Annotated in this window: 20 protein-coding genes; 12 read left to right on the top strand and 8 right to left on the bottom strand. The window is 62.7% G+C overall.

Translation table 11 applies throughout. From position 1 onward, the window contains the following. Positions 1 to 151 precede the first annotated feature (151 nt). Positions 152 to 1,213, top strand: a complete 1,062-nt coding sequence (locus tag H1204_RS26305; protein WP_180731439.1) for a fimbrial protein — start codon at positions 152 to 154, stop codon at positions 1,211 to 1,213. Positions 1,214 to 1,415: 202 nt separating this feature from the next. Then, positions 1,416 to 3,017, top strand: a complete 1,602-nt coding sequence (locus H1204_RS26300; RefSeq protein WP_180731438.1) for a peptide chain release factor 3 — start codon at positions 1,416 to 1,418, stop codon at positions 3,015 to 3,017. 92 nt (positions 3,018 to 3,109) lie between these two features. On the opposite strand, the gene H1204_RS26295 is transcribed toward H1204_RS26300, so the two are convergent. After that, the gene (locus H1204_RS26295) at positions 3,110 to 3,979 is read right to left on the bottom strand and encodes a LysR family transcriptional regulator (protein ID WP_180731437.1); all 870 of its coding nucleotides are present in this window, start codon (positions 3,977 to 3,979) and stop codon (positions 3,110 to 3,112) included. A 338-nt stretch (positions 3,980 to 4,317) separates the two neighbouring features. Here H1204_RS26295 and H1204_RS26290 point away from each other — a divergent pair, with 338 nt between their 5' ends. Next, a complete protein-coding gene (locus H1204_RS26290; protein ID WP_180731436.1) occupies positions 4,318 to 6,738 on the top strand; it encodes a GNAT family N-acetyltransferase in 2,421 nt (806 codons plus the stop codon). Between the two features lie 8 nt (positions 6,739 to 6,746). Here H1204_RS26290 and H1204_RS26285 read toward each other — a convergent pair whose 3' ends face one another. Both H1204_RS26285 and H1204_RS26280 read right to left on the bottom strand, forming a co-directional pair. Then, positions 6,747 to 7,289 (bottom strand): hypothetical protein, encoded by a 543-nt coding sequence (locus H1204_RS26285; RefSeq protein WP_180733316.1) that lies wholly within the window; start codon positions 7,287 to 7,289, stop codon positions 6,747 to 6,749. Between the two features lie 420 nt (positions 7,290 to 7,709). Then, entirely contained in the window at positions 7,710 to 8,504 is a 795-nt protein-coding gene (locus H1204_RS26280) for an IclR family transcriptional regulator (RefSeq protein WP_180731435.1), read from the bottom strand. Positions 8,505 to 8,825: 321 nt separating this feature from the next. On the opposite strand from H1204_RS26280, the gene H1204_RS26275 reads away from it, so the two are divergent. From H1204_RS26275 to H1204_RS26235, 9 genes are all read left to right on the top strand, one after another. After that, on the top strand, positions 8,826 to 9,875 hold the full coding sequence (locus H1204_RS26275) for a sugar ABC transporter substrate-binding protein (protein WP_243468673.1): 1,050 nt from the start codon (positions 8,826 to 8,828) through the stop codon (positions 9,873 to 9,875). Between the two features lie 8 nt (positions 9,876 to 9,883). Continuing rightward, complete coding sequence (locus H1204_RS26270) at positions 9,884 to 11,410, top strand: sugar ABC transporter ATP-binding protein (RefSeq protein WP_180731434.1); 1,527 nt, start codon at positions 9,884 to 9,886, stop codon at positions 11,408 to 11,410. Then, complete coding sequence (locus H1204_RS26265; protein ID WP_180731433.1) at positions 11,400 to 12,425, top strand: ABC transporter permease; 1,026 nt, start codon at positions 11,400 to 11,402, stop codon at positions 12,423 to 12,425. The genes H1204_RS26270 and H1204_RS26265 overlap by 11 nt, the downstream gene beginning before the upstream one ends. Before the next feature lies 1 nt (position 12,426). Beyond that, on the top strand, positions 12,427 to 12,744 hold the full coding sequence (locus H1204_RS26260) for a UxaA family hydrolase (protein WP_009769737.1): 318 nt from the start codon (positions 12,427 to 12,429) through the stop codon (positions 12,742 to 12,744). A gap of 16 nt (positions 12,745 to 12,760) precedes the next feature. Next, complete coding sequence (locus H1204_RS26255) at positions 12,761 to 14,080, top strand: UxaA family hydrolase (protein ID WP_180731432.1); 1,320 nt, start codon at positions 12,761 to 12,763, stop codon at positions 14,078 to 14,080. Positions 14,081 to 14,121: 41 nt separating this feature from the next. Further along, positions 14,122 to 15,162, top strand: a complete 1,041-nt coding sequence (locus H1204_RS26250) for an aldo/keto reductase (protein WP_180733314.1) — start codon at positions 14,122 to 14,124, stop codon at positions 15,160 to 15,162. A 15-nt stretch (positions 15,163 to 15,177) separates the two neighbouring features. After that, positions 15,178 to 16,008, top strand: a complete 831-nt coding sequence (locus H1204_RS26245) for an amidohydrolase family protein (RefSeq protein ID WP_180731431.1) — start codon at positions 15,178 to 15,180, stop codon at positions 16,006 to 16,008. Positions 16,009 to 16,096: 88 nt separating this feature from the next. Further along, positions 16,097 to 16,840 (top strand): SDR family oxidoreductase, encoded by a 744-nt coding sequence (locus H1204_RS26240; RefSeq protein ID WP_007746083.1) that lies wholly within the window; start codon positions 16,097 to 16,099, stop codon positions 16,838 to 16,840. A 74-nt stretch (positions 16,841 to 16,914) separates the two neighbouring features. Beyond that, complete coding sequence (locus H1204_RS26235) at positions 16,915 to 17,763, top strand: ureidoglycolate lyase (RefSeq protein ID WP_180731430.1); 849 nt, start codon at positions 16,915 to 16,917, stop codon at positions 17,761 to 17,763. 383 nt (positions 17,764 to 18,146) lie between these two features. Here the strand turns inward: H1204_RS26235 and H1204_RS26230 are convergent, their stop codons facing one another. From H1204_RS26230 to H1204_RS26210, 5 genes are all read right to left on the bottom strand, one after another. Beyond that, on the bottom strand, positions 18,147 to 19,088 hold the full coding sequence (locus tag H1204_RS26230; RefSeq protein WP_180731429.1) for an IS5 family transposase: 942 nt from the start codon (positions 19,086 to 19,088) through the stop codon (positions 18,147 to 18,149). A 187-nt stretch (positions 19,089 to 19,275) separates the two neighbouring features. Continuing rightward, entirely contained in the window at positions 19,276 to 20,043 is a 768-nt protein-coding gene (locus tag H1204_RS26225) for an ABC transporter ATP-binding protein (protein ID WP_180731428.1), read from the bottom strand. Then, positions 20,040 to 20,921, bottom strand: coding sequence for an ABC transporter ATP-binding protein (locus tag H1204_RS26220; RefSeq protein ID WP_180731427.1), 882 nt, complete (start codon positions 20,919 to 20,921; stop codon positions 20,040 to 20,042). The genes H1204_RS26225 and H1204_RS26220 overlap by 4 nt, the downstream gene beginning before the upstream one ends. Position 20,922: 1 nt before the next feature. Then, positions 20,923 to 21,837: a nickel transporter permease gene (nikC, locus tag H1204_RS26215; protein ID WP_180731426.1), complete on the bottom strand. Its 915-nt coding sequence runs from the start codon at positions 21,835 to 21,837 to the stop codon at positions 20,923 to 20,925. Between the two features lie 58 nt (positions 21,838 to 21,895). After that, the gene (locus H1204_RS26210) at positions 21,896 to 22,966 is read right to left on the bottom strand and encodes an ABC transporter permease (RefSeq protein WP_007744467.1); all 1,071 of its coding nucleotides are present in this window, start codon (positions 22,964 to 22,966) and stop codon (positions 21,896 to 21,898) included. Positions 22,967 to 22,975 lie beyond the last annotated feature (9 nt).

Genomic DNA, 22,975 nt, shown 5'->3' with positions numbered 1-22,975 from the left:
TGTCCACGGGACCCTCCTGCCGAGAATGCGTCACGATATCCGGCGATTGTCTGACGACGATGTCGACCCTGCAGAATCTTTTAGCGTGACGTGCAGACAAGTGCCGTAATGAACAACCGCGATAAGGCGCATTGATGAAGGGGATAACACAATGAAACCGAACACGATTCTTGTAGTGTTGACACTGCGGCTGCACAGCGTCCTGATGCTGATTGCGTTCGTCGCCTTGTTCGCAGCCGGCTCTCAGGCATATGCCGGGACAATCTCATGCAACGTGACGGGGCAGACTAGCAATCCTCCCGCCGTGGGTGCTGCCAGCTTCGGCCGCGATGCGCCCATCGGAAGCACGACGCCTGCTTATTCGAACACCTTGAGCTTCCACTGTCCGGGTGACCCTTGTTGTGATCGCGACATATATTTGTACTTCAATGCGGCGCCGACGGCGCTCGTCGCCGGTTACAACGATGTCTATCCGACCAATCTTTCGGGCATCGGTGTGCGGTTCACGATATCGAACGGACCTTCGACGACATGCAACAGCTTGCCGGTGACCGTACCGAATGCGTATCGGCAGGTGATATGCCATCAGCTACCTGGTAACTCAACGCCCGGTTACGACTTCAACGTGACGATTTCCGCGCAGTTCGTCAAGACGGGCGCTGTTGCGCCCGGCGCCCTCACCACCATACCGGCGCTTTCGATCAGCAATACCATCAACAACCAGAGCGGAACGTTTCCTTGGGGCAATGCGTTCACGGGGACGGCCAGTGGGAACTTCTCCAGCATTGCCTGCTCGGTAACCCAGTCGGCCGTCCAGGTGACGATGCCGCAGGCAAACACAAAAGATCTCGCCTCGGTTGGCGCAACGACGGGAAGTACGCTGTTCAGTCTCTCGCTTAACTGCGATCCCGGTGTGCGCGTCGCAGTGACATTATCTGACTTGACGACACCGTCGAACCGAAGCAACACGCTCTCGTTGACTGCTGATTCGACCGCGAAAGGTATTGCCTATCAGGTCTCATATGCAGGCACGCCAATACTGTACGGGGCGGATTCTTCCGCTGCCGGAACTGTGAACCAGATTTCGGTGTCGTCGTCGCCGACCACGGGCGGCGTTTACTCTGTGCCGCTGAAGGCGAGCTATATCCGCACAGGCACAATGAATCCGGGGTCCGCCAACGCGAAGGCCACGTTTACGATGTCCTATCAATAGTCGTCGTCTTATCCGGCCAGACGCGGCGGACTTTGCTGGCCGCCCGGGAAGCCTCGGCTCGCGCCAGCTATACTTATAGGTTGCCCCGGCACGTGTATCATCGCGGCTTTGCCGGTTCTCTCGGGCCTGTCAGGCATGTCGCCGCGCCCGGTTGCCGTATCGCCGCCTGCCAGAAGGGCGTGCGCCATGACCCTAATTGCCAATGTCAGTCTCCGAACTCAAACGCCGCCGCACGTTCGCGGTCATTTCCCACCCGGACGCGGGTAAAACCACGCTCACGGAAAAGCTGCTGCTGTTCTCGGGCGCGATCCAGATCGCGGGCACCGTGAAGGGCCGCAAGAGCAACCGCTACGCGACGTCCGACTGGATGGAAATCGAAAAGCAGCGCGGCATTTCCGTCGCGAGCTCGGTGATGCAGTTCGAGTACGGCGACTGCGTGATCAACCTGCTCGACACGCCAGGCCACGAGGACTTCTCGGAAGACACGTACCGCGTGCTGACGGCCGTCGATGCCGCCGTGATGGTGATCGACGGCGCGAACGGCGTCGAAGCGCAGACGCTCAAGCTGCTCGAAGTCTGCCGCAGCCGCAAGACGCCGATCGTCACGTTCATCAACAAGCTCGACCGCGAAGTGCGCGAGCCACTCGATCTGCTCGACGAAATCGAACAGCATCTGGGCGTGTCGGCCGTGCCGTTCACCTGGCCGATCGGCATGGGCAAGGACTTCCAGGGCGTCTACGACATCCAGAACGATCAGGTGCGCGTGTTCCGCGCGGGGCAGGACACGCTCGGCGGCGAAGTCGAAACGCTGCGCGCACCCGGCGACGAGGAAGGCGAACGCCGCTTCGGCCACGCGTGGGTGCGGGCGAAAGAAGAGATCGACCTGATTACGGGCGCAACGCCCTCGTTCGATCGCGACGAGTTCCTCGCGGGCCAACAGTCGCCCGTGCTGTTCGGCTCGGCGATCAACAACTTCGGTGTGAAGGAAATTCTCGACGCGCTCGTCGATCTCGCGCCGCCGCCGTCCGCGCGCCTGACGGTGCAGCGTCCCGTGCAGCCGGACGAGCCGAAGTTCACAGGCGTCGTGTTCAAGGTGCAGGCGAACATGGATCTCGCGCACCGCGACCGCGTCGCGTTCATTCGCGTGTGCTCGGGGCGCTTCGAGCGCGGCATGGCGCTGAAGGTCACGCGCAACAACAAGACGTTCCGCGCGAACAACGTCGTGACGTTTCTGTCGCAGCGCCGCGAGACGGTCAGCGAAGCGTATGCGGGCGACATTATCGGTATTCCGAATCACGGCACGCTGAGTCTCGGCGATACGCTGACGGAAGGCGAACTGCTGCAATTCGTCGGCTTGCCGTTTTTTGCGCCGGAAATTTTCCAGACGGTCGAAGTGGTCGATCCGATGCGCTCCAAGCAACTCGGCGAAGCGCTGAAGCAGCTCGGCGAAGAGGGCGCGATCCAGGTGTTCAAGCCGGTTGCCGGCGGGTTGACGATTCTGGGCGCCGTCGGACAACTGCAGTTCGAAGTGGTGTCGCACCGTCTGTCGACGGAATATAAGGTCGATGTGCGGATGGCGTCGGCGCGGTATCGGATGTCGCGCTGGGTGACTTGCGACGATGCCGCCGAACTGCGCCGCTTCTGCGATTCATACGTGCAGCGTATCGCCTACGATGCCGCCGATGCGCCGACGTATCTCGCGTCGCACGTCTCCGAGATCGAAGTTGCGCAAAAGGCGTGGCCGAAGATCGTGTTCAACGAACTGCGCGAGCATTCGGGCGCGCCGTTCAGGAAGGCGATGTAACCGGCTGCACTTCTGTGCCGCGAAAAGATAAAGGCCGTGTTCCACCGAACACGGCCTTTTGCTTTGAGGCCGTCCACGAATCGCGAGCCTCTTTATGACATCGCCAGCACCTGCTCCCGCATCCAGCTTGCAAACGCCTGCACATGTTCGAGCGTCGCATGCCGCTCGGCGATATCGAGCCAGTAGCCATATGGCCCGCTCACCTCGATGTCCGACATCGGCGCGAGGCTGCCTTCGCCCAGTTCCTCGATGATCATGTTGCGATCGACGATCGCGAGGCCCACGCCTTTGCGCGCCGCGTGGATCGCCTGTTCGAGCGTCGAGAACTCGATGCCGTTGTCGGCGTAGTGCGCCGGCAGCCCGGCCTTGTTTAGCCAGTCCGGCCACAGGTTCAGACGCGCGTCGTTGTGCAGCACGTGCAGCGCGGGCAGCGTTTCCAGCAGCTTGTCCAGTGGCTCGCCGCCCAGACGCGGCGCGCCGACCAGCGTATGCCGCTCGATCATCAGCAGCTCGGAATGCGCACCGGGCAGCGCGTCGCGGCCGAAGCGGATGTTGCAGTGGCAGTCGTCGGAGGGTTCCGTGCGAACGGACAGCTCGACGTCCGGCAATTCGATGGCGAGCGAGCCGAGCCGCGGCGAAAACCATTGCGTGGCAAAAGTGGGCGGCACTGACAGCACGAGCCGCCGGCGGCCTTTCGCCGTCGTGACCTGGCGCGTGCCGCGTTCGAGCGTGTCGAACGCTTCGGACACGCACGGCAGCAACTGCTGTCCCGCCTTCGTCAGGCGGATGCCTTTGTGATCGCGCTCGAAAAGCTTCGCGCCAAGCGATTCTTCGAGAATCTTGATCTGCCGGCTGACGGCGCCCTGCGTGACACACAGCGCGACGGCAGCGCGGTTGAAACTCATGTGCCGTGCTGTCTCTTCAAAAAAGCGCAACGCGATCAGCGAGGGCAGACGCCGCATAACTCTTCCTTCAGTCTCATCGTTCTTCTCTGTTACACCCGCATGCGCTTTCTTGACCGGCGCTCAACAGCGGCGCGCCGGAAGCGGCGCCGCAGCCGGAAAGCCGCGCCGCGAGCCGTGGAGGCGATTCTACATGGTGCGCAGGGCGGCAGTGGGCGGACGCATAGCGCGCCTGCGCGGCGGGTGAATCCGCCAGCGCCCCGTTTGGCCTGTAGCGCGCGCTAAAGTCAGACGAACCCCGCCGCCTTCGACGAACCCGTCCCACAGCGTCCCGCGCATCGCCTATCCTGATGAAATCGCGCGCCTCGACCGCGCACCCACTCATTCGCGGAGCGCCCGTGACCGTACGCAATCTCGACGCGTTGTTTCGCCCGAAATCCATTGCCGTGATCGGCGCCTCGAAGCGCGAGGGCAGCACGGGTGCAATGGTCTGGAAGCGGCTGATCGAAGGCGGATTCGACGGCCCAGTGTGGGCCGTCAATCCGAAGTACGACATGCTCGACGGCCACGCCTGCGTCGGCAATGCCGGCGATCTGCCCGACGCGCCGACCGTGGCGATCATCTGCACGCCGCCGTCGACGTGGCCCGCCATCGTCCACACGCTCGGCGGGCGCGGCACGCGCGCGGCGATCATCGTCGGCGAGGCGCGCGGCGACGACGACCGCGCCGACGTGCGCCACACGCTCGCCGCCGCGCGGCCGCATCTGCTGCGCATCGTTGGGCCGGGCAGCCTCGGCGTGATCACGCCTGCGCTCAAGGCGCATCTCGGCGCGCCGTCCGTGACGGTGCGCTCGGGCGGCGTCGCGTGGGTGTCGCAGTCGAATGCGTTGACCAACGCGGTGCTCGGCTGGGCGCATGCGCGCGGCCTGGGCTTTTCGCACGCGATGGCGCTCGGCGACGAAGCCGACGTCGATGCCGGCGATGTGCTCGACTATCTCGCGAGCGATCCCGGCACCCGCGCGATCCTGCTCGAAGTGGATTCCGTGAAGGCGGCGCGCAAGTTCATGTCGGCGGCGCGGGCGGCGTCGCGCAACAAGCCGGTGCTGGCGTTGCGCTCGGGCCGCAGCGATCCCAACGACGCGCTCTACACGGCCGCGTTCCGTCGCGCGGGCGTGGTGCGCGTCGATGCACTCGACGATCTGCTCGATGAAATCGAAACGCTGGGCGTGGGCCGCGTCGCGGCGGGCGCGACGGCGACGCTGATCACCAGCGACCGCGGCGTCGCGACGCTCGCCACCGACGCATTCAAGGCCGCCGGCGACACGCTAGCGCCGTGTCCTCCCGGCGCCGTCGATGCGCTTGCGCAAGCGTTGCCGCGCGCCGTGCCCGGCAATCCGCTGCTGCTTGGCAGCGACGCGCGCGCCGAGCATTTCGGCACGGCGCTGAAAGTGCTCGCCGATCAGCGTTCGACGGGGACGGCGTTCGTCGTACACGCGTCGACGCACGGCGCGCCCGTCGAGGAAGTGGCGCAGGCGTTGATCGCGAATCAGCGCTACGCGTATCGTGGGCTGCTGGCGTGCTTTTTCGGCGGCGTGAAGCGCGAGACGCGCGATGCGTTGCACGAGCACGGCATTCCCGTGCACACCACGCCGCAGCGGCTTGCGCGTGCGTTCGAGCGTCTCGTCGAGTATCGGCTCGTGCGCGAGCTGTTGATGCAGACGCCTGAAGGTCAACCCGCGCGCGTCCCCGAAGCGATCGACGCCGCGCAGGCGCAGGCATGCGCGGCGCTCTCGTTGGGCGTGACGTTACTTGAAGGGGATGACGCGGCGCGACTGCTTGCGCACTTCGGGGTGCGCACGGTGCCTGAAGAAGCGCGTGACGGTGCCGTCGTCGATATCGCGGTCGAACTGCGCGACGACGCCAATTTCGGCCCGGTGTTCCGATTCACCGCGCCACCCGAGCACGACGAAGCGCGGCCGATGTGCGTGTTCGGCCTGCCGCCGCTGAACCCTGTGCTGTCGGGCGACATCCTGTCGAACTCGGCGTATTCGCGCGAAGTTTCTCCCGAGCCCGTTCTGACTACGCTGACGTCGATTTCGCAGGCGGTGTCGGAGATACGCGAGATCGTGTCGCTGAAGCTCGCGCTGCGCGTGATGAGAAACGGCGCGGCGATCGTTGCGCCGCGCCTGTGGCTGTCGGCGAATCGCACGCGCTTCGCGATCATGCCGTATCCGCGGCGTTATGAAGAGACGCTCGACTGGCGCGGCCAGCGCATCACGGTGCGGCCGATTCGCCCGGAAGACGAAGCGGCGCATCGGGATTTCGTCGAATCGATGACGCCCGATGATCTGCGCCTGCGCTTTTTCGGCGCGGTCGGCAGCTTCGATCATTCGCAGCTCGCGCGCATGACGCAGATCGACTACGACCGCGAGATGGCGCTGATCGCGACGACACAGAACGACGACGGTTCGACGCACACGCTTGGCGTCGTGCGTGCCGTAGCGGACCCGGACAACGAAACGGCCGAGTTCGCGATGGCTGTGCGATCGGATCAGAAGGGCAAGGGGCTGGGGCGTCTGTTGATGGAGCGGATCATCGCGTATGCGCGCTCGCGTGGCACGCACTGGATCATCGGCGAGGCGTTACGCGAGAACTCGGCGATGATCGGGCTGGCGACGGCTGTCGGCTTCACGACGACGCGTACGGAAGACCCTGGCGTCGTCGGGTTCAGGATGGCGCTCGATCAGCCGGATGAAAGTGGCGCCGTGGGGTTCGGCGCGTCGCCTGCGTGCTCTGCCTCTGTTAATACGCGTAGCTGAGCGTGCGTTTAAGCGGCGAGCTTCATCGCTGCCGCGTCTACCTGCTCGCGCGACACGGAGAGTTCTTCGAGCCACTCGGGGGCGTACGTCGCGCCTGTTTCGCGTTCGAGTCGCGCGATCGTTGCTGCGCAGCGCACGGCGTCCTTCGGTGTTGCGATGAACGGTTTCACCGATTGTCCTGCCGTGAAGGCTTCGAACAGAGGCACGCGGACTTCGTCGGGCAGTGCGCGCGTCCATTGATAGGGCTTGCCGTTGAACGTGACTGTCGGCGGCAACATGCGTTCTTTCTTGGCGGCTGGAATCAGGCCGAAGTTGCGGGCGGCGTCGCCGATCTGATCGGCGGAGAAGAGTTCGTCGGGCGTGATGTCGAATTGCGCGATGAAGGTTTCGATCTGTTTCATTGCAGCGGCGCGGTCGTCGCGTTTTTGCTGTGCGCGCGAGACGATTTCACGGAGCTCGTCGGCTTCTTCGCTTGTGATGGTGAAGCTTGCCTGCTTCTGCTGGAGTTCGGAAAAACGCTGGAATTCGTGGTCGGACAGAAGTTTGGCCATAAAGGTTTGGGTTGCGCGTGGGCGCAAGGGGACTTTGGGGTTTGGGAAGGGGCGACATTCTATCGCATTGGGATTGGGGGGATGCCGTTTGGGGTTTGGGGCATTCCGTTTGCGTTTTGTCTTCGTGGCAGGGCCGGTTTGGTTTGCCGGTCTTTGCGCTGGCATTCGCGTTTTGTTAGCTTGCTTCACGCGTCGCCGTTCGGTGTTTTGGCCTTTGCGCTGGCATCCGCGTTACGGTGTTTGATGTTCACGCGTCGCCCCGCACAGGGGCGACGCTTGAAGCACGAAGGCAAAGCGCGGATGCCAGCGAAAGAACAAGCCAAAACCGGCTGCGCCACAAAGGCAAATCGCGGATGCCAGCGCAAAGGCAAAAAAACCAGAACGCCCGCGCTGCGCAAGCGCAAGAACCGAAACCCCGACCTACGACCTCACCTCAGGCTCAGCAAACATCGACAACCCCTGCACAATCTCCCGCAACATCTGGGTAACTTGATCCAGCGAAGGCGCCACATACTCATCAATCCGCTTAAGAAAAGGACAAGTCATCGCAGCAATCGCCTGCCCTGACGCCGTCAGCACAGGAAAAGTCAAATCGGTGACACCAAAAATCTGCTGACTGTCCTTCTGCGAAAACCCAGCCGCGCGAATGGTCTCGCACGCACTTTCGAGCGCGCCATGATCGATCGTCACTTCGCCTTTGACCTTGGTGTGCTCGGCGAGCATATGCTCCCGCTGCTCAGGTGTCTGAAACGCGAGCATCGTGCGCCCCGAACTCGTATCGATCAAACCCACCCGCGATCCGAGCCGCACCGAAATGCCCCACGTGCCCGGCCCATCCACCTGCGCGATCACAAGCAGATTGCCACGGTCATAGACAGCAAGATGACACGACTGCTCAGCATCAGCAGCAAAGCGTTGCATCAACGGTAACGCCTCGGAAATCAGCCGGTTCATCGGCGGATGCCGATGCGCGAGCGCATACAACTTCAGGCTCAGCGAATACCGGTCACCACCCGCCGACCGCACCACGTACTGACGCGCCACCAGCCGCTCCAGCATCCGGTACATCTCGCTCGCATTGCGCCCCAGCAGCTTCGTGATCTCGGCACGCGTCAAGCCGCTCTTCTGCCCGGCAAGCAGTTCGAGTATGTCCAGACCCTTGTCCAGCGCTGGCGCGCGATAACGGTCGGCGTCGTCCTTGTCTTCTACATCCATCGTCGGCAGTCGGTTCGTGTTTGACGTTCGCATTGATTATCGGCTGTCAGAGGACTGTCACACAGGGCGCCCGGCTCCAGGGAAAACACCCACGCCTGTCACGTTGACTTGTCAATATTCGTATATGAATAATACGTTCATTGGTGAATGCATGCACCAATACCCATAAGAAAGTGAAAGGTCGATGTACCCGGTTCGCCGGTTCCTCTTCCCACAACGCAGACGGAAGCAGGCTTGAGAAGCCACTCCCGTCGAGCACTAACGTGCATGAGATGTGAGTACACGCTAAGGCGCCAACTCCCATCGACAAAGGAGACAAGCATGGGTTTCGCCAAGGAGCCGCGCGCGGCTCGCCGTATCGTTCACAACGCGCTGACGGCCGCTGTGGCCGTCGCGTGCGTCGCAGGCATCGCGTTCAGCACGGCCGCGCAGGCGGCCGACACAGGCAAGGTCGGTCTCGGCCTGCCGCTTCTCACGTCGCCGTTCTGGCAGTCGTACAACAACTATCTGCCGAAGTACGCGAAGGAAATGGGCATCGATATCCTCGCGCCCGTCAATTCGAACAACGACCCCGCGCAGCAGATCACCGACATGAACAACATGGTGAATCTGGGTGCGAAGGGCATCGTGGTCGGGCCGATCGATTCGGCGGCGATCAGCCGCGCGCTCGATTCGGCATCGGCGAAGAACGTGGCCGTGGTCGCTGTCGACGTCGCGCCGACGCAAGGCAAGGTCGCGATGGTCGTACGCGCCGACAACCGCGCGTATGGCGCGAACGCGTGCAAGTACATCGGCGAGCACGTGAAGTCGGGCAAGGTGGTGCAGATCATGGGCGATCTGGCGTCCGTCAACGGACGCGACCGTTCGGAAGCATTCCGCGCGTGCCTGAAGAACTATCCGGCGCTGTCGCTGCTGGAGATTCCGGCAGGCTGGAAGGGCGATGTCGCGGCAAGTTCGCTGGATAGCCTGTTGACCGCGAATCCCGACGTGAAGGCGATCTACATGCAGGCGGGCGGCGTCTATCTGTCGCCGACGCTGCAGACGCTGCGCCGCAAGCAGATGCTGTTCCCCGCCGGCGACGCGAAGCATGTCGTGATCGTCAGCAACGACGGCATTCCGCAAGAGTTCGACGCGATCCGCAAGGGCGAAATCGACGCGACCATTTCGCAGCCCGCCGATCTCTACGCGAAATACGGCCTGTACTACATGAAGGCCGCGCTCGCCGGGCAGACATTCAAGCCGGGCCCGACCGATCACGGCAGCAACATCGTGCAGCTGCAGCCGGGTGTGCTCGAAGACCAGCTGCCCGCGCCGCTCGTGACGAAGGCGAATGTCGACGACAAGAACCTCTGGGGCAACACGCTCAAGTGAGCAAGCAAATGACCCACGACGCGAACGCATCCACGCGCGCGGTCGTCGAGGCGCTTGGCGTAGGCAAGCGCTTCGGCAGCCATTCGGCGCTGAGAGACGTCAGCATGCGCGTGTTGCCCGGCGAGTCGCATGCGCTCGTCGGGCGCAACGGCGCGGGAAAATCGACGCTGGTGTCGATTCTCACCGGCTTGCGCAAGTCCGACACGGGCGAAGTGCGATTCGGCGGCGAGCTTGCGCCGCCCATCGCCGACCGCGACGCGTGGCGCGAGCGCGTCGCGTGCGTCTATCAGCATTCGACGATCATCCGCGAGCTGTCTGTCGCGGAGAACCTGTTCATCAACCGGCAACAGACGCGCAACGGCGTGATCGACTGGCGCACGATGCGCCGCGATGCGCGCTCGCTGCTCGATCACTGGAAGATCGACGTGCGCGAAGACGCGCGCGCCGGCGATCTCAGCGTCGAAGCGCGGCAGCTTGTCGAGATCGCGCGCGCGTTGTCGTATGGCGCGCGCTTCATCATTCTCGATGAACCGACTGCACAACTCGACGGCGACGAGATCAAGCGGCTCTTCAGGCGCATCGAGGAGTTGCAGCGCGAAGGCGTGACGTTCCTGTTCATCTCGCATCATCTGCAAGAGGTGTACGAGATTTGCCAGGCCGTCACCGTGCTGCGCGATGCAAGGCATATCGTCAGCGCGCCTGTGTCGGCGTTGCCGCGCGAGCAGCTGATCGAAGCGATGACGGGCGAGCGCGGCGGCCTCAATGTCACCGACGCGGCTTCGCGCTCGCCATTGCCCGCCGATACAGCCGTCGCGTTGCAGGTCGAAGCGCTCACGGGCGCGGACTACGAAGACGTCACCTTTGCAGTAAAGCGCGGCGAAGTCATCGGACTCACGGGCGCGACGAGCAGTGGACGCACTAGCGTCGCAGAAGCGATCGCGGGCCTGCGCAAGCCGAATCGCGGCGGGATTCGCGTCGACGGCGAAGCGTTGCCGCTCGGCGACGTGCCCGCTGCATTGAAGCGCGGCATCGGCTGCGTGCCGAAAGACCGCCATCACGAAGGGCTGGTGCTCACGCAATCAGTCGCGGAAAACGCGTCGATGACCATTGCACGCATGCTCGGCAAGTTCGGCATCGCGCCGCCCGCGAAGAAGAACGCGTTCGGCAGGAAGATGATCGAGGCGCTTGGCATCGCGACGCAAGGGCCTGAGCAAGCCGTGTCGGGTCTGTCGGGCGGCAATCAGCAGAAGGTCGTGATGGCGCGCGCGTTGGCCACCGATCCGGATGTGCTCGTGCTGATCGATCCGACGGCGGGCGTAGACGTGAAATCGAAAGAAGCGCTGTTGGCCGTTGTCGATCGCGTGCGCGAAGAGGGCAAGTCGGTGATCGTCGCATCGGGCGAACTCGACGATCTGCGCGTCTGCGACCGCGTGCTCGTGATGTTCCGTGGCCGCATCGCGGCCGAGTTACCGGCGGGTTGGGAAGACAACGACCTGATCGCATCCGTTGAAGGAGTCAGTCTCCATGAAGAATAGTGTGCCTGCGTTTGCGTCGGCTCAAGGGGTGAGCGCGAGCGCCGCGCGTCCGCGCATCGAGTTCGCGCGTCTGCGCGATCTCGCATTGGTGCCCGCGCTCGCGTTGCTGATCGTGATCGGCGCGTTCGTCAGCCCGAGCTTTCTGACGAAGGCGAATCTGATCAGCGTGCTGGGCGCGTCGGCGGCATTGGCGCTCGTTGTGCTCGCCGAATCTCTGATTGTGCTGACGGGCAAGTTCGATCTCTCGCTCGAATCGACGGTCGGCATCGCGCCCGCTGTCGGCGCGATGCTCGTGATGCCCGCAGCGTCTGCGGGCTTCGGCTTCGAATGGCCGGCTGCGGCGGGCCTGCTCGCGATTCTCGTGGTCGGCGCAGTGATCGGTTTCATCAACGGCTTTCTCGTCGTGCGGCTGCGCCTGAACGCGTTCATCGTCACGCTCGCGATGCTGATCGTGTTGCGCGGCATGCTGGTCGGCGCGACGAAGGGCGGCACGCTGTTCGACATGCCGCCGTCGTTCTTCGAACTCGCGACGACGATCGTGCTCGGCTTGCCGTTGTCGGTGTGGCTGGCGGCTGTGGCGTTCGGCATTGCCGCGTTCATGCTTCGCTATCACCGCCTGGGCCGTGCGCTGTATGCGATCGGCGGCAATCCGGAAGCGGCGCGCGCGGCGGGCATACGTGTCGAGCGCATCACGTGGGGCGTGTTCGTGCTCGGCAGCGTGCTCGCTTCGATTGGCGGCCTCGTCGTGACGGGCTATGTCGGCGCGATCAACGCGAATCAGGGTAACGGCATGATTTTCACCGTGTTCGCGGCGGCCGTGATCGGCGGCATTTCGCTCGATGGCGGCAAGGGCACGATGCTCGGCGCGCTGTCCGGCGTGCTGCTGCTCGGCGTCGTGCAGAACCTGTTGACGCTCGCACAGGTGCCGTCGTTCTGGATTCAGGCGATCTACGGCGCGATCATTCTCGGCTCGCTGATGGTGGCGCGCCTTGCCAGCGGCGAAGGACAAAACTGACATGACGCATATGACGGATCACCGCCTGATTCTGCTGAGTCCCGAAGACAACTGCCTGATCGCTGGCGCGCGTCTCGAAGCCGGCACGCAGATCGAGATCGAAGGCGAGCACGTGACGCTTGCGAAGACGATCGAACTCGGCCACAAGGTCGCGCGCCGTGCACTGCGCAGCGAAGAGAAGGTGCTGCGTTACGGCGCGGTGATCGGCCACGTGACGACGGATGTCGCGCGCGGCGAGCATCTGCATACGCATAACCTCGAAAGCGATTACCTGCCCACTTATACGCACGACGCAGGCCACGCATTCGTCCATCACTGACGCGGGCTAACAGAACATGACTGACATTTCCGTAGCAACTACCGCGCAACCAACCATGCTGCCCGTGCTGCAAGGCTATCTGCGCAGCGATGGACGCAAGGGCGTCCGCAACGTGGTCGCCGTCGCGTATCTGGTCGAGTGCGCGCATCACGTCGCGCGCGAGATCGTTGCGCAGTTTCGCCCTTCGTTCGATGCATTCGACGACCCTTCCGCCGAACAGGAAGCGCCCGTTCATCTGATCGGCTTTCCCGGCTGCTATCCGAACAGCTACGCCGAAAAGATGATGGAGCAGCTGACGACGCATCCGAATGTCGGCGCGGTGCTATTCGTATCGCTCGGTTGCGAGAGCATGAACAAGCATTACCTCGTCGATGTGGTGCGTGCGAGCGGCCGCCCGGTGCACGTGCTGACGATCCAGGAAAAAGGCGGCACGCGCAGCACGATTCAATACGGCGTCGACTGGGTGCGCGAAGCGCGCGGCGAACTCGCGAAGCAAAAGAAAGCGCCGATGGCGCTGTCCGAACTCGTGATCGGCACGATCTGCGGCGGCTCGGACGGCACGAGCGGCATCACGGCGAATCCCGCCGTGGGCCGCGCGTTCGATCACTTCATCGAGCATGACGCGACCTGCATCTTCGAGGAGACGGGCGAACTGGTCGGCTGCGAGTTTCATATGAAAAGCCGCGCCGCGCGCGACGACCTCGGCGATGAAATCGTCGCGTGTGTCGCGAAGGCCGCGCGCTATTACTCGATACTCGGGCACGGCAGCTTCGCCGTCGGCAACGCGGACGGCGGCCTGACGACGCAGGAAGAGAAGTCGCTCGGCGCGTATGCGAAGAGCGGTGCGTCGCCGATCGTCGGCATCGTGAAGCCCGGCGATGTGCCACCCACGGGCGGCCTCTATCTGCTCGACGTCGTGCCGGATGGCGAGCCGCGTTTCGGCTTTCCGAACATCAGCGACAACGCGGAAATCGCGGAACTGATCGCGTGCGGCGCGCATGTGATTTTGTTTACGACGGGTCGCGGCTCTGTGGTCGGCTCGGCGATTTCGCCCGTCATCAAGGTCTGCGCGAATCCGAATACTTACCGCAACCTGTCCGGTGACATGGATGTCGACGCAGGGCGTATCCTTGAAGGCCGCGCGACACTCGACGAAGTGGGCCGCGAAGTGTTCGATGTGACGCTCGCCGTGGCGCAGGGCGCTGCGTCGAAATCGGAGTCGCTCGGGCATCAGGAGTTTATCCTTACGTACAAAACGTTCGAGCCTGTCGGGCCGGCGTGCCTGCCTGCGAATGCGGCGCTGCCGCATCGGGTGGTCAGCGTGGTTGCGCAGTGAGCGCCGGGTTGAACGTAAAACACGACATGGAGAGCGAGACGATGACGGATGCGGCGGGTTCAAACGTGCGCAAGCGGCGCCGCATCGGCGGGCGTGCGCTCGAAGTCACGGGTCTGGGGCTGGGCACCGCGCCGCTCGGCGGACTGTATCGCGATCTGTCCGATGAGGAGGCGTTCGGCGCGGTTCAGGCCGCGTGGGACGCAGGCGTGCGCTTCTTCGACACCGCGCCGCACTACGGACACACGAAAGCCGAGCATCGCCTGGGCGATGCGCTGCGGCGTTATCCGCGCAACGAGTTTGTGCTGTCGACCAAGGTCGGCCGTCACTTCGTGCCGCGCAAGAACCCGTATGACGGCAGCGAAGGCTGGCAAAACCCGCTGCCGTTCGAAGCGATCTACGACTACACGCACGACGGCATTCTGCGTTCGTTCGAAGACAGCCAGCAGCGCATGGGCATCGTCGATATCGACATTCTGCTCGTGCACGACATCGGCGTCGTCACGCATGGCGAGCGCAACGCGCACTACGGGCAACAGCTTACGCAAGGCGGCGGCTTCCGCGCGCTCGACGATCTGCGCTCGCAAGGTGCTGTGAAAGCCGTCGGGCTCGGCGTCAACGAAGGCGCGGCGATACTCGATGCGATGCGCGAATTCGACATTGATTGCGCGTTGCTCGCGGGCCGCTACACGCTACTCGAACAGGCGACGCTCAACGATCTGCTGCCCGAATGCGAAAAACGCAACGTCAGCATTCTGTTGGGCGGCGCGTTCAATTCGGGGATACTCGCGCGTGGCGTCGAAGGCGATCTGAAGTTCAACTATGGCGAGGCGCCGAAGGACGTGATCGAGCGCGTCGCGCGTCTGGAAGCGGTGTGCAAGGTGCATGGCGTGCCGCTGGCTGCCGCCGCGTTGCAGTTTCCGTATGCGCACCCCGCCATCGCGACGGTGCTGACGGGCGCGCGCAACGCGGGCGAACTGCGCGAGAATGTGGCTTCGTTCGACAAGCCAATTCCCGCCGAACTCTGGCAGGCGCTGCGCGACAAAGGCTTGCTCGATCCACGCGCGCCCGTGCCGAAGGACTAGCGGTTCGATCACATCATGCAAATCGACGCACACCAGCATTACTGGAACCCCGAGCGTGGCGACTACGGCTGGCTGACGCCCGATCTCGCGCTGCTCTACCGCACGTTCGGCCCAGACGATCTCGCGCCGTTGTGCGAACGCGCGGGCGTGTCGCGCACGGTCGTCGTGCAGGCCGCGCAGACTGTCGATGAGACGCGCTATCTGCTCGATCTCGCCCGCAATGACGCGTCGATTGCGGGCGTCGTCGGCTGGGTGCCGATGCTCGATGGCGACGCGCCCGCATTGATCGCCGAACTCGCGCGCGATGCGAAATTCAAGGGCGTGCGGCCGATGCTGCAAGACCTGCCCGACGACAACTGGATTGCCAACCCCGCGCTGAAGCCCGCCGTCGATGCGTTGATCGCCCACGACCTCGCATTCGATGCGCTGATTTTCACGCGTCACGTCGATGCGCTGGACACGTTCATCAAGCGCTTTCCGCAGTTGCGCGTCGTGATCGACCACGGCGCGAAACCGCCGATCCGCGACGGTAGCGCGGGCTGGCACGCATGGGCCGAAGGCATCACGCGGCTTGCGCAACTGCCGCACGTGCATTGCAAGCTGTCGGGCCTCGCGACGGAAGCCGCGCAAGGCTGGACGGAAGCGACGCTGCGTTCCTACGTCGATCATTTGCTTGCCGCGTTCGGACCGAAGCGCCTGATGTGGGGCAGCGACTGGCCAGTGCTGAATCTGAACGGCGACTACCTGCTGTGGCATTCGATCGCGACAGAGCTGCTTGCGTCGATATCCGATGCCGAACGCGACGCGGTGTTCGGCGGCAATGCGGCGGCGTTCTACCGGCTGTGACAGTTCAACGGGAATTCCACATTCGCGCCGGTGAGCAACCGTTGCAATACCCGGTATGACTCAAACGCCAATCCAATGGGAGCCTTAAATGGTACAAAGACTGGCCGGCAAGACGGCCTTGATAACGGCAGCGGGACAAGGCATCGGCCTCGCGACGGCCGAGCTTTTCGCGCGTGAAGGCGCGCGCGTCATCGCCACCGACATCCGCATCGACGCGCTCAAGGACAAGCCCGTCGAAGCGCGCCAGCTCGATGTGCTCGACGGCGCGGCGATCAAGGCGCTTGCGCAGGAACTCGGTCCCATCGATGTGCTGTTCAATTGCGCTGGCTACGTGCATGCAGGCTCGATTCTCGAAGCGAGCGAGGAAGACTGGGACTTCGCATTCGATCTGAACGCGAAGGCCATGTACCGGATGATCCGCGCGTTCCTGCCTGCGATGCTGGAGAAGGGCGGCGGGTCGATCATCAACATGTCGTCGGCGGCGTCGAGCATTAAGGGCGTGCCGAACCGCTTCGTGTATGGCGCATCGAAGGCTGCTGTCATCGGTCTGACCAAGGCCATCGCCGCGGATTTTGTGACGCGCGGTGTACGCTGTAACGCGATCTGTCCGGGCACGGTACACTCGCCTTCGCTCGAGCAGCGGATCGCCGAGCAGGCGAAGGCGCAGGGCGCGACGGTCGAAGCGGTGCATGCCGCGTTCGTCGCGCGCCAGCCGATGGGCCGTGTCGGCAAGCCGGAGGAGATTGCGGCGCTGGCGTTGTATCTGGCGTCGGACGAATCGGGGTTCACGACGGGCCAGGCGCATGTGATCGACGGCGGCTGGTCGAACTGAGCCACGCAGCGCGTGCATTAAGCGCTGACCACGTTTATGAACCACGGAATCACTGAACAGAGGAAACTGCAGCGATGAAACTGCTTCGTTATGGACCGAAGGGCCAGGAAAAGCCGGGCTTGCTGGATGCGCAAGGCAAGATTCGCGATCTGTCGAAAGTGGTCGGCGATATCGACGGCAACACGTTGACGGATGCAGCGCTTGCCAAACTGCGCGCGATCGATCCGGCGACGCTGCCGGTTGTCGAAGGCAATCCGCGCATTGGGCCGTGTGTCGGCAAGATCGGAAAGTTCGTGTGTATCGGGTTGAACTATGCGGACCATGCGGCCGAATCGAATCTGCCTGTGCCGAGCGAGCCGGTTGTCTTCAACAAGTGGACCAGCGCGATCGTTGGGCCGAACGACGGGATTGAGATTCCGCGTGGCTCGAAGAAGACCGATTGGGAAGTGGAACTGGGCGTCGTGATCGGCAAGGAAGCGAAGTACGTCGATGAGGCGAACGCGCTTGACTATGTGGCGGGTTATTGCGTGATCAATGACGTGTCAGAGCGTGAGTGGCAGATCGAGCGGGCTGGACAATGGGACAAGGGCAAGGGGTTCGATACGTTCGGGCCGATCGGGCCTTGGGTTGTTACGCGTGATGAGGTAGCGGATCCGCAGAATCTGAAGCTGTGGCTCGAGGTGGATGGGCATCGGTATCAGAATGGCAGCACGAAGACCATGGTGTTTGGTGTCGCTAAGCTTGTTTCGTATTTGTCGCAGTGCATGAGCTTGCAGCCGGGAGATGTGATTTCTACGGGCACGCCGCCGGGGGTTGGGATGGGCGTGAAGCCCGAGGCTGTTTATTTGAAACCGGGGCAGACTGTGAAGCTCGGGATTGAAGGGCTAGGCGAGCAGCAACAGAAGACTTATGCGGCGGAGTAATTTGTAATTGCCTGCGGCGCTGAGTTTTTTTGCCGTTTCGCAATGGCATTTGCGGTTTGGGTTTTTCTGCCTCTGCGGCGGCATCCGGGTTTGATGCTTTTATGCCGAGGGCGGTTTGGTTTGCTAGTGTTTGCGCTGGCATCCGCGAGTTGTTATCTAGCTTCACGCGTCGCCCCTGTGCGGGGCGGCACCTACTTTTCTTTGCCGCCGCAAAGAAAAGTAGGGGAAGGTCTGAATAACCCGTTTTTTGCGCTGGACTTCTAACCGAATACCTGGAGTGAAGATCGCGTCGTCATTCGCACGTCGCTGAGTCGCTACCGGTCGCGTCTGTGCTCGCCGGCGCTGTGCTCATGCGGTGCATTTTCTTCCTTCGTTGCACCGCTTCACAGCATCTTGCGCGCCATCCAGAGATTGGCCAGCGCGAACTGCGTTTCGATCTGCGCTGTGTTCTTTGCCAGCCCCCGATACCTCGCCTTCAGATATCCAAACTGGCATTTCAGTACGCGAAACGGGTGCTCCACCTTCGCTCTCACGCCCGCCTTGAGCCGCTCGATCTTGTTGTAGATCCTGTCCAGCCTCTTTTTCTTGTCCAGCTTGTTTCGCTTGCCCGGTCTCATCGCGACGTACCACTGGACCGTACCCGTTTCGCCTCGCTTCTCGATGCCCACATAGCCCGCATCGGCAAACGCAACCTTCTCTTTGCCATGCAACAGTTCATGCGCCACCGTGATGTCATGAACGTTCGCCGGCGTGCACTTCACGGTATGCACCAGCCCCGACTCCACATCGACTCCGATATGTGCCTTCATGCCGAAGTACCAGCTGCCGCCTTTTTGCGTCTGACGCATCTCCGGGTCTCGCGTGCCGGGTTTCTTCGTCGAATTGGGTGCCGAAATCAGCGTCGCATCGACCGCTGAGCCCACCTTGAGCATCAGGCCTTTCGCCTGCAGGATCTCGTTGACCGTCGCCAGTATTCTGGCCGACAGTTCATGGGCCTCAAGCAGGTGGCGGAACCGCAGGATCGTGCTTTCGTCTGGCAGCCGCGTCATGCCCGTGTCCAGCAGCGCGAACTCCCGATACAACGGGATGTCGTGTAATGCCTCCTCCATGGCCGGGTCCGAGAGACTGAACCACTGCTGCAGGAAGTGAATGCGCAGCATCGTCTGGATCGGAAACGGTGGGCGCCCGGTCTTGCCTTTGGGATAGTGTGGCTCGATGAGCGCGATCAGTTTCTGCCACGGCACCACGCGAGTCATCTCGTCGAGAAACTCGCGCTTGCGGGTACGCTTCGTTGACAGATCCAGGCCAAGACCAAGCTGTGTCATCACGCAACTCCTTTAACTATCCTGCTTCCAGGATAGTCAACCCTCACGGCAATGCCAGGACCTTTTGCAGAGATTCCCCTACTTTTCTTTGCGGCAAAGAAAAGTAGGTGCCGCCCCGCACAGGGGCAACGCGTGAAGCTAGATAACAAATCGCGGATGCCCGCAAAAAAAAAACCACCACACTCACTCACATCGAAGTATCAACCCCTATCACCTCCACAACCTTCCGCCGATAACCCCCAGTAGCAAGCAACAGACTACGCGAATACTCACTCTCAACCTCATGCGCGCGAATGCGCTCAATATCGAGCTTCTCGACAATCTCACCATTACGCATAATCGCGACCCGCGAACACAAAAAACCGACCACGGCGAGATTGTGACTGACAAGAATCATCGTCAGATTGCGCTCTTGGTGCAGGCGTTTGAGCAAGTTCAAAATTTCGGCCTGCACGGACACATCGAGCGCCGAGGTCGGCTCGTCGAGCAACAGCACACTTGGCTCCACGATCAGCGCACGCGCAATAGCAACACGCTGCCGTTGCCCGCCCGACAACTGATGCGGATAGCGAAACCGAAACGACGCATTCAACCCCACTTCCCGCAGCCCATTGACGATGCGTTCTTCATGTCGATCGATTCCATTGATACGCAACGGCTCGCGCAATGTCTGATCGACGGTAAAGCGCGGATGCAGCGAGCCATACGGGTCCTGAAACACCATTTGCACATCGCGCTTTTGCGCCGCTTGCTCGTGCCGCGCGATGCGCATCGTGCCTAGCGCAATCGGCGTAAGCCCACTCAATGCTCGCAAGATCGTCGACTTGCCGGAACCCGATTCGCCGACAAGACCAAACACTTCGCCCTGCGCGACATGAAAGCTCGCATTGCGCACCGCGTCGACAGCGCCTGCAGCCGTCTTGAAGCGAACGGTCACTGCATCGACGTCGATCATGCGGATGCTCCTTGCGCATCGTTGAGCCATGCGGGATCGCGCGAGAGAACAGGCAACTCGGCAGGCGGATTGGCAAGCGGCGGATTCGCCGCCAACAAGCCGCGCGTATACGGATGCTGCGCATGGACAAGATCGCGCGCCGCGCAGGTTTCGACGACACGCCCCGCGTACATCACCACGACGCGGTCGCAGAACGACATCACGAGCGGCAGGTCGTGGCTGATGAAGATGAGGCCAGTATCATGTTTCGCGATCATCTCGTCGAGCACGGCGAGTACCTGCATCGATACCAGCACGTCGAGCGCGCTGGTCGGTTCGTCGGCGATCAACAGGCGTGGCCCCGTCGATACCATCATCGCGATCATCACGCGCTGCCCCATGCCGCCCGAGAGTTCATGCGGATACGAATCCACCACGCGCTCCGGGTTGCGGATATGCACGGCCTCGAGCGCGGCAATGATCTTCTCGCGCATCGCGCGCCGTCCAAGCTTCGGCTCATGCAGCGCGAACGCTTCGCGCATCTGCTGCGCGACGGTCATCACCGGGTTCAGTGAATATTTCGGGTCTTGCAGGATCATGCCCATCTGCTGACCACACAGCTTCCGGCGCTTGTCGGCGCGCATGTCGAGCAGATCGTTGCCGTCGAAACGCATTGTCTTCGCCGTGCAATGCGCGGCGGGCGGCAACAATCCCAGCAGCGCGCGACCCGTCAATGATTTACCGGACCCCGACTCGCCGACGATGCCAAGCCGCTCGCCCTTGTTCAGCGTCAGCGATAGACCACGCACCGCTTCGTTCATCGTGCCATCGTGCGTGCGGAACGCGATGCGCAGATCGTCGATTTCGCACAATGCGGGCGTCGTGTCGTGCGTGCTCATGTCAGTCTCCATGACGCGGATCGAAGACGTCGCGCAATCCGTCGCCGAGCAGATTGAACGCGAGGCTCACGAGCAGAATCGCGAAGCCGGGAATGGTGGCGACCCACCACGAATCGAGCAGCACATTGCGGCCCGATGCAACCATGAAGCCCCATTCGGGACTCGGCGGCTGCGCGCCCAGCCCGAGAAAGCCGAGGCCCGCGACGGTCAGAATGATGCCCGCCATATCGAGTGTCGCGCGCACGATCACCGATGACGAACAGAGCGGCACGATATAGCGCAGCAGAATGCGCAGGTTAGACGCGCCTTGCAGCCGCGCAACGTGAATGAAGTCGGTCTGCACGAGTCGCAAGGTTTCGGCGCGCGCGAGCCGCGCATACGCGGGCCACGCGGTAATCGAAATGGCGATCACGGCATTGAACACACCCGGCCCCAAGGCAGCCGCGAAGGCGAGCGCGAGCACGATCTTCGGGAACGCGAGCGCGATGTCGGTCACGCGCATCAGCACGTTATCCACCCAGCCGCCGAAGAAGCCCGCCGTCGTGCCGATCAGGAGACCGATGGGCACGACGACCACCACGACGAGGATCGCGATAGAAAGCGTTAGCCGCGACCCGTAAATGATGCGCGAGAGAATATCGCGGCCAAGCTGATCGGTGCCGAGCCAGTGAGACGCCGAACCGGGCGGCAACAGCCGGTCGGACAGTATCTGTCTCAACGGATCGTGCGGCGCGATCCACGGCCCGATGATCGCGACGATCACGAGCAGCACGAGAATCGAGAAGCCGAACACCGACAATGGATTGCCCCTGAAGCGCCGCCAGCGCCGGTACGCAAGGCCAACCGCGGCTTGCCGGCGCGATGCGGGCGTGTCCGTCAGCAGCCATTCCTTCCAGGTCGGACGGGGCGCGTTCATCGGCCAGTCCGATGGTGAACGGTCAACAGGAGGTCGCACGTCGAAAGTCTCCGTTGCATCAGCGGGCACGCGGATCGAACACGCGATAGAGCGCGTCGGTCAGCAGATTCAACGCGATGAAGGTAATGCCGATCACAAGCGTGCTGCCGAGCACGGCATTCATGTCGGCGTTCAGCAACGCCCCCGTCAGATACGAGCCGATGCCCGGCCACGCGAAGACGATTTCCGTCAACACGGAACCTTCGAGCAGAAAGCTGTACGAGAGCGCGATAACCGTGAGCAGCGGCACCGCGATATTGCCGAACGCATGCACCCACACCACGCGCCGCTCCGACAGACCTTTGGCGCGTGCCGTGGTGATGTACTCCTGATTCAACTGGTCGAGCATGAACGAGCGCGTCATCCGGCTCAGATATGCGACCGAGTAGTAGCCAAGTATCGCGGCAGGCAATGCGATATGTGACAGCGCATTGAAAAACACATCCCATTCGCCCGCGATCAATGAATCGATCAGCAGGCTGCCCGTGCGCGTATCCACCATGCCGTCGAACACGGGGTCCAGCCTACCCGGTCCAGACACCCAATGCAGCTTCGCATAGAACAGCAATAGTCCCATCAGGCCGAGCCAGAACACCGGCACCGAACTGCCGATCAGCCCGATGAAGCGTGCCACGTGATCGATCCAGCGGTTATGCCGGACGGCGGCGATTACGCCGAGCGGCACGCCGACCAGCACGCCGATTATCGTCGACAGTGTCGCGAGTTCGAGTGTCGCGGGGAACACGCGCTTGATGTCGTCGATTACGGGGTTCGCAGTCAGCAGCGATACGCCGAGATCGCCGTGCAGCACCGCGCTCACATAAATGAAGAACTGCTCGGCGAGCGGCTTGTCGAGACCGAGCTGGATGCGCGCGGCCGCATAAGCACTCGCCGACGCGCGGTCGCCAAGTATCGCGAGCACGGGGTCGATCGGCACCTTGCGGCCGATCACGAAAGTCACGGCCAGCAGGCCCGTGAACGTGATGGCGAGCGTGAGCACCCAGCGCAGCACGCGCAACGTCCAGCGCAAGCCCGCGCTGCGCGCGGACGCAGCGCGGATCTGGTCGATGGGAGTGAGCGGGGTCGACATATCTGCCGC

This window comes from Paraburkholderia sp. PGU19 (assembly GCF_013426915.1).
Lineage (GTDB): Bacteria > Pseudomonadota > Gammaproteobacteria > Burkholderiales > Burkholderiaceae > Paraburkholderia.
This window is presented reverse-complemented; position numbering and strand designations above follow the sequence as displayed.

Excerpts from the sequence above, each read along its gene's own strand:
- nikC (WP_180731426.1), bottom strand. The coding sequence starts at position 21,837 with ATGAACGCGCCCCGTCCGACCTGGAAGGAATGGCTGCTGACGGACACG.
- H1204_RS26295 (WP_180731437.1), bottom strand. The coding sequence starts at position 3,979 with ATGCGGCGTCTGCCCTCGCTGATCGCGTTGCGCTTTTTTGAAGAGACA.
- H1204_RS26265 (WP_180731433.1), top strand. The coding sequence starts at position 11,400 with ATGAAGAATAGTGTGCCTGCGTTTGCGTCGGCTCAAGGGGTGAGCGCG.
- H1204_RS26270 (WP_180731434.1), top strand. The coding sequence starts at position 9,884 with ATGACCCACGACGCGAACGCATCCACGCGCGCGGTCGTCGAGGCGCTT.
- H1204_RS26300 (WP_180731438.1), top strand. The coding sequence starts at position 1,416 with ATGTCAGTCTCCGAACTCAAACGCCGCCGCACGTTCGCGGTCATTTCC.
- H1204_RS26235 (WP_180731430.1), top strand. The coding sequence starts at position 16,915 with ATGAAACTGCTTCGTTATGGACCGAAGGGCCAGGAAAAGCCGGGCTTG.
- H1204_RS26250 (WP_180733314.1), top strand. The coding sequence starts at position 14,122 with ATGACGGATGCGGCGGGTTCAAACGTGCGCAAGCGGCGCCGCATCGGC.
- H1204_RS26210 (WP_007744467.1), bottom strand. The coding sequence starts at position 22,966 with ATGTCGACCCCGCTCACTCCCATCGACCAGATCCGCGCTGCGTCCGCG.
- H1204_RS26225 (WP_180731428.1), bottom strand. The coding sequence starts at position 20,043 with ATGATCGACGTCGATGCAGTGACCGTTCGCTTCAAGACGGCTGCAGGC.
- H1204_RS26280 (WP_180731435.1), bottom strand. The coding sequence starts at position 8,504 with ATGGATGTAGAAGACAAGGACGACGCCGACCGTTATCGCGCGCCAGCG.
- H1204_RS26305 (WP_180731439.1), top strand. The coding sequence starts at position 152 with ATGAAACCGAACACGATTCTTGTAGTGTTGACACTGCGGCTGCACAGC.
- H1204_RS26220 (WP_180731427.1), bottom strand. The coding sequence starts at position 20,921 with ATGAGCACGCACGACACGACGCCCGCATTGTGCGAAATCGACGATCTG.
- H1204_RS26240 (WP_007746083.1), top strand. The coding sequence starts at position 16,097 with ATGGTACAAAGACTGGCCGGCAAGACGGCCTTGATAACGGCAGCGGGA.
- H1204_RS26275 (WP_243468673.1), top strand. The coding sequence starts at position 8,826 with ATGGGTTTCGCCAAGGAGCCGCGCGCGGCTCGCCGTATCGTTCACAAC.
- H1204_RS26245 (WP_180731431.1), top strand. The coding sequence starts at position 15,178 with ATGCAAATCGACGCACACCAGCATTACTGGAACCCCGAGCGTGGCGAC.
- H1204_RS26230 (WP_180731429.1), bottom strand. The coding sequence starts at position 19,088 with ATGACACAGCTTGGTCTTGGCCTGGATCTGTCAACGAAGCGTACCCGC.
- H1204_RS26285 (WP_180733316.1), bottom strand. The coding sequence starts at position 7,289 with ATGGCCAAACTTCTGTCCGACCACGAATTCCAGCGTTTTTCCGAACTC.
- H1204_RS26260 (WP_009769737.1), top strand. The coding sequence starts at position 12,427 with ATGACGCATATGACGGATCACCGCCTGATTCTGCTGAGTCCCGAAGAC.
- H1204_RS26255 (WP_180731432.1), top strand. The coding sequence starts at position 12,761 with ATGACTGACATTTCCGTAGCAACTACCGCGCAACCAACCATGCTGCCC.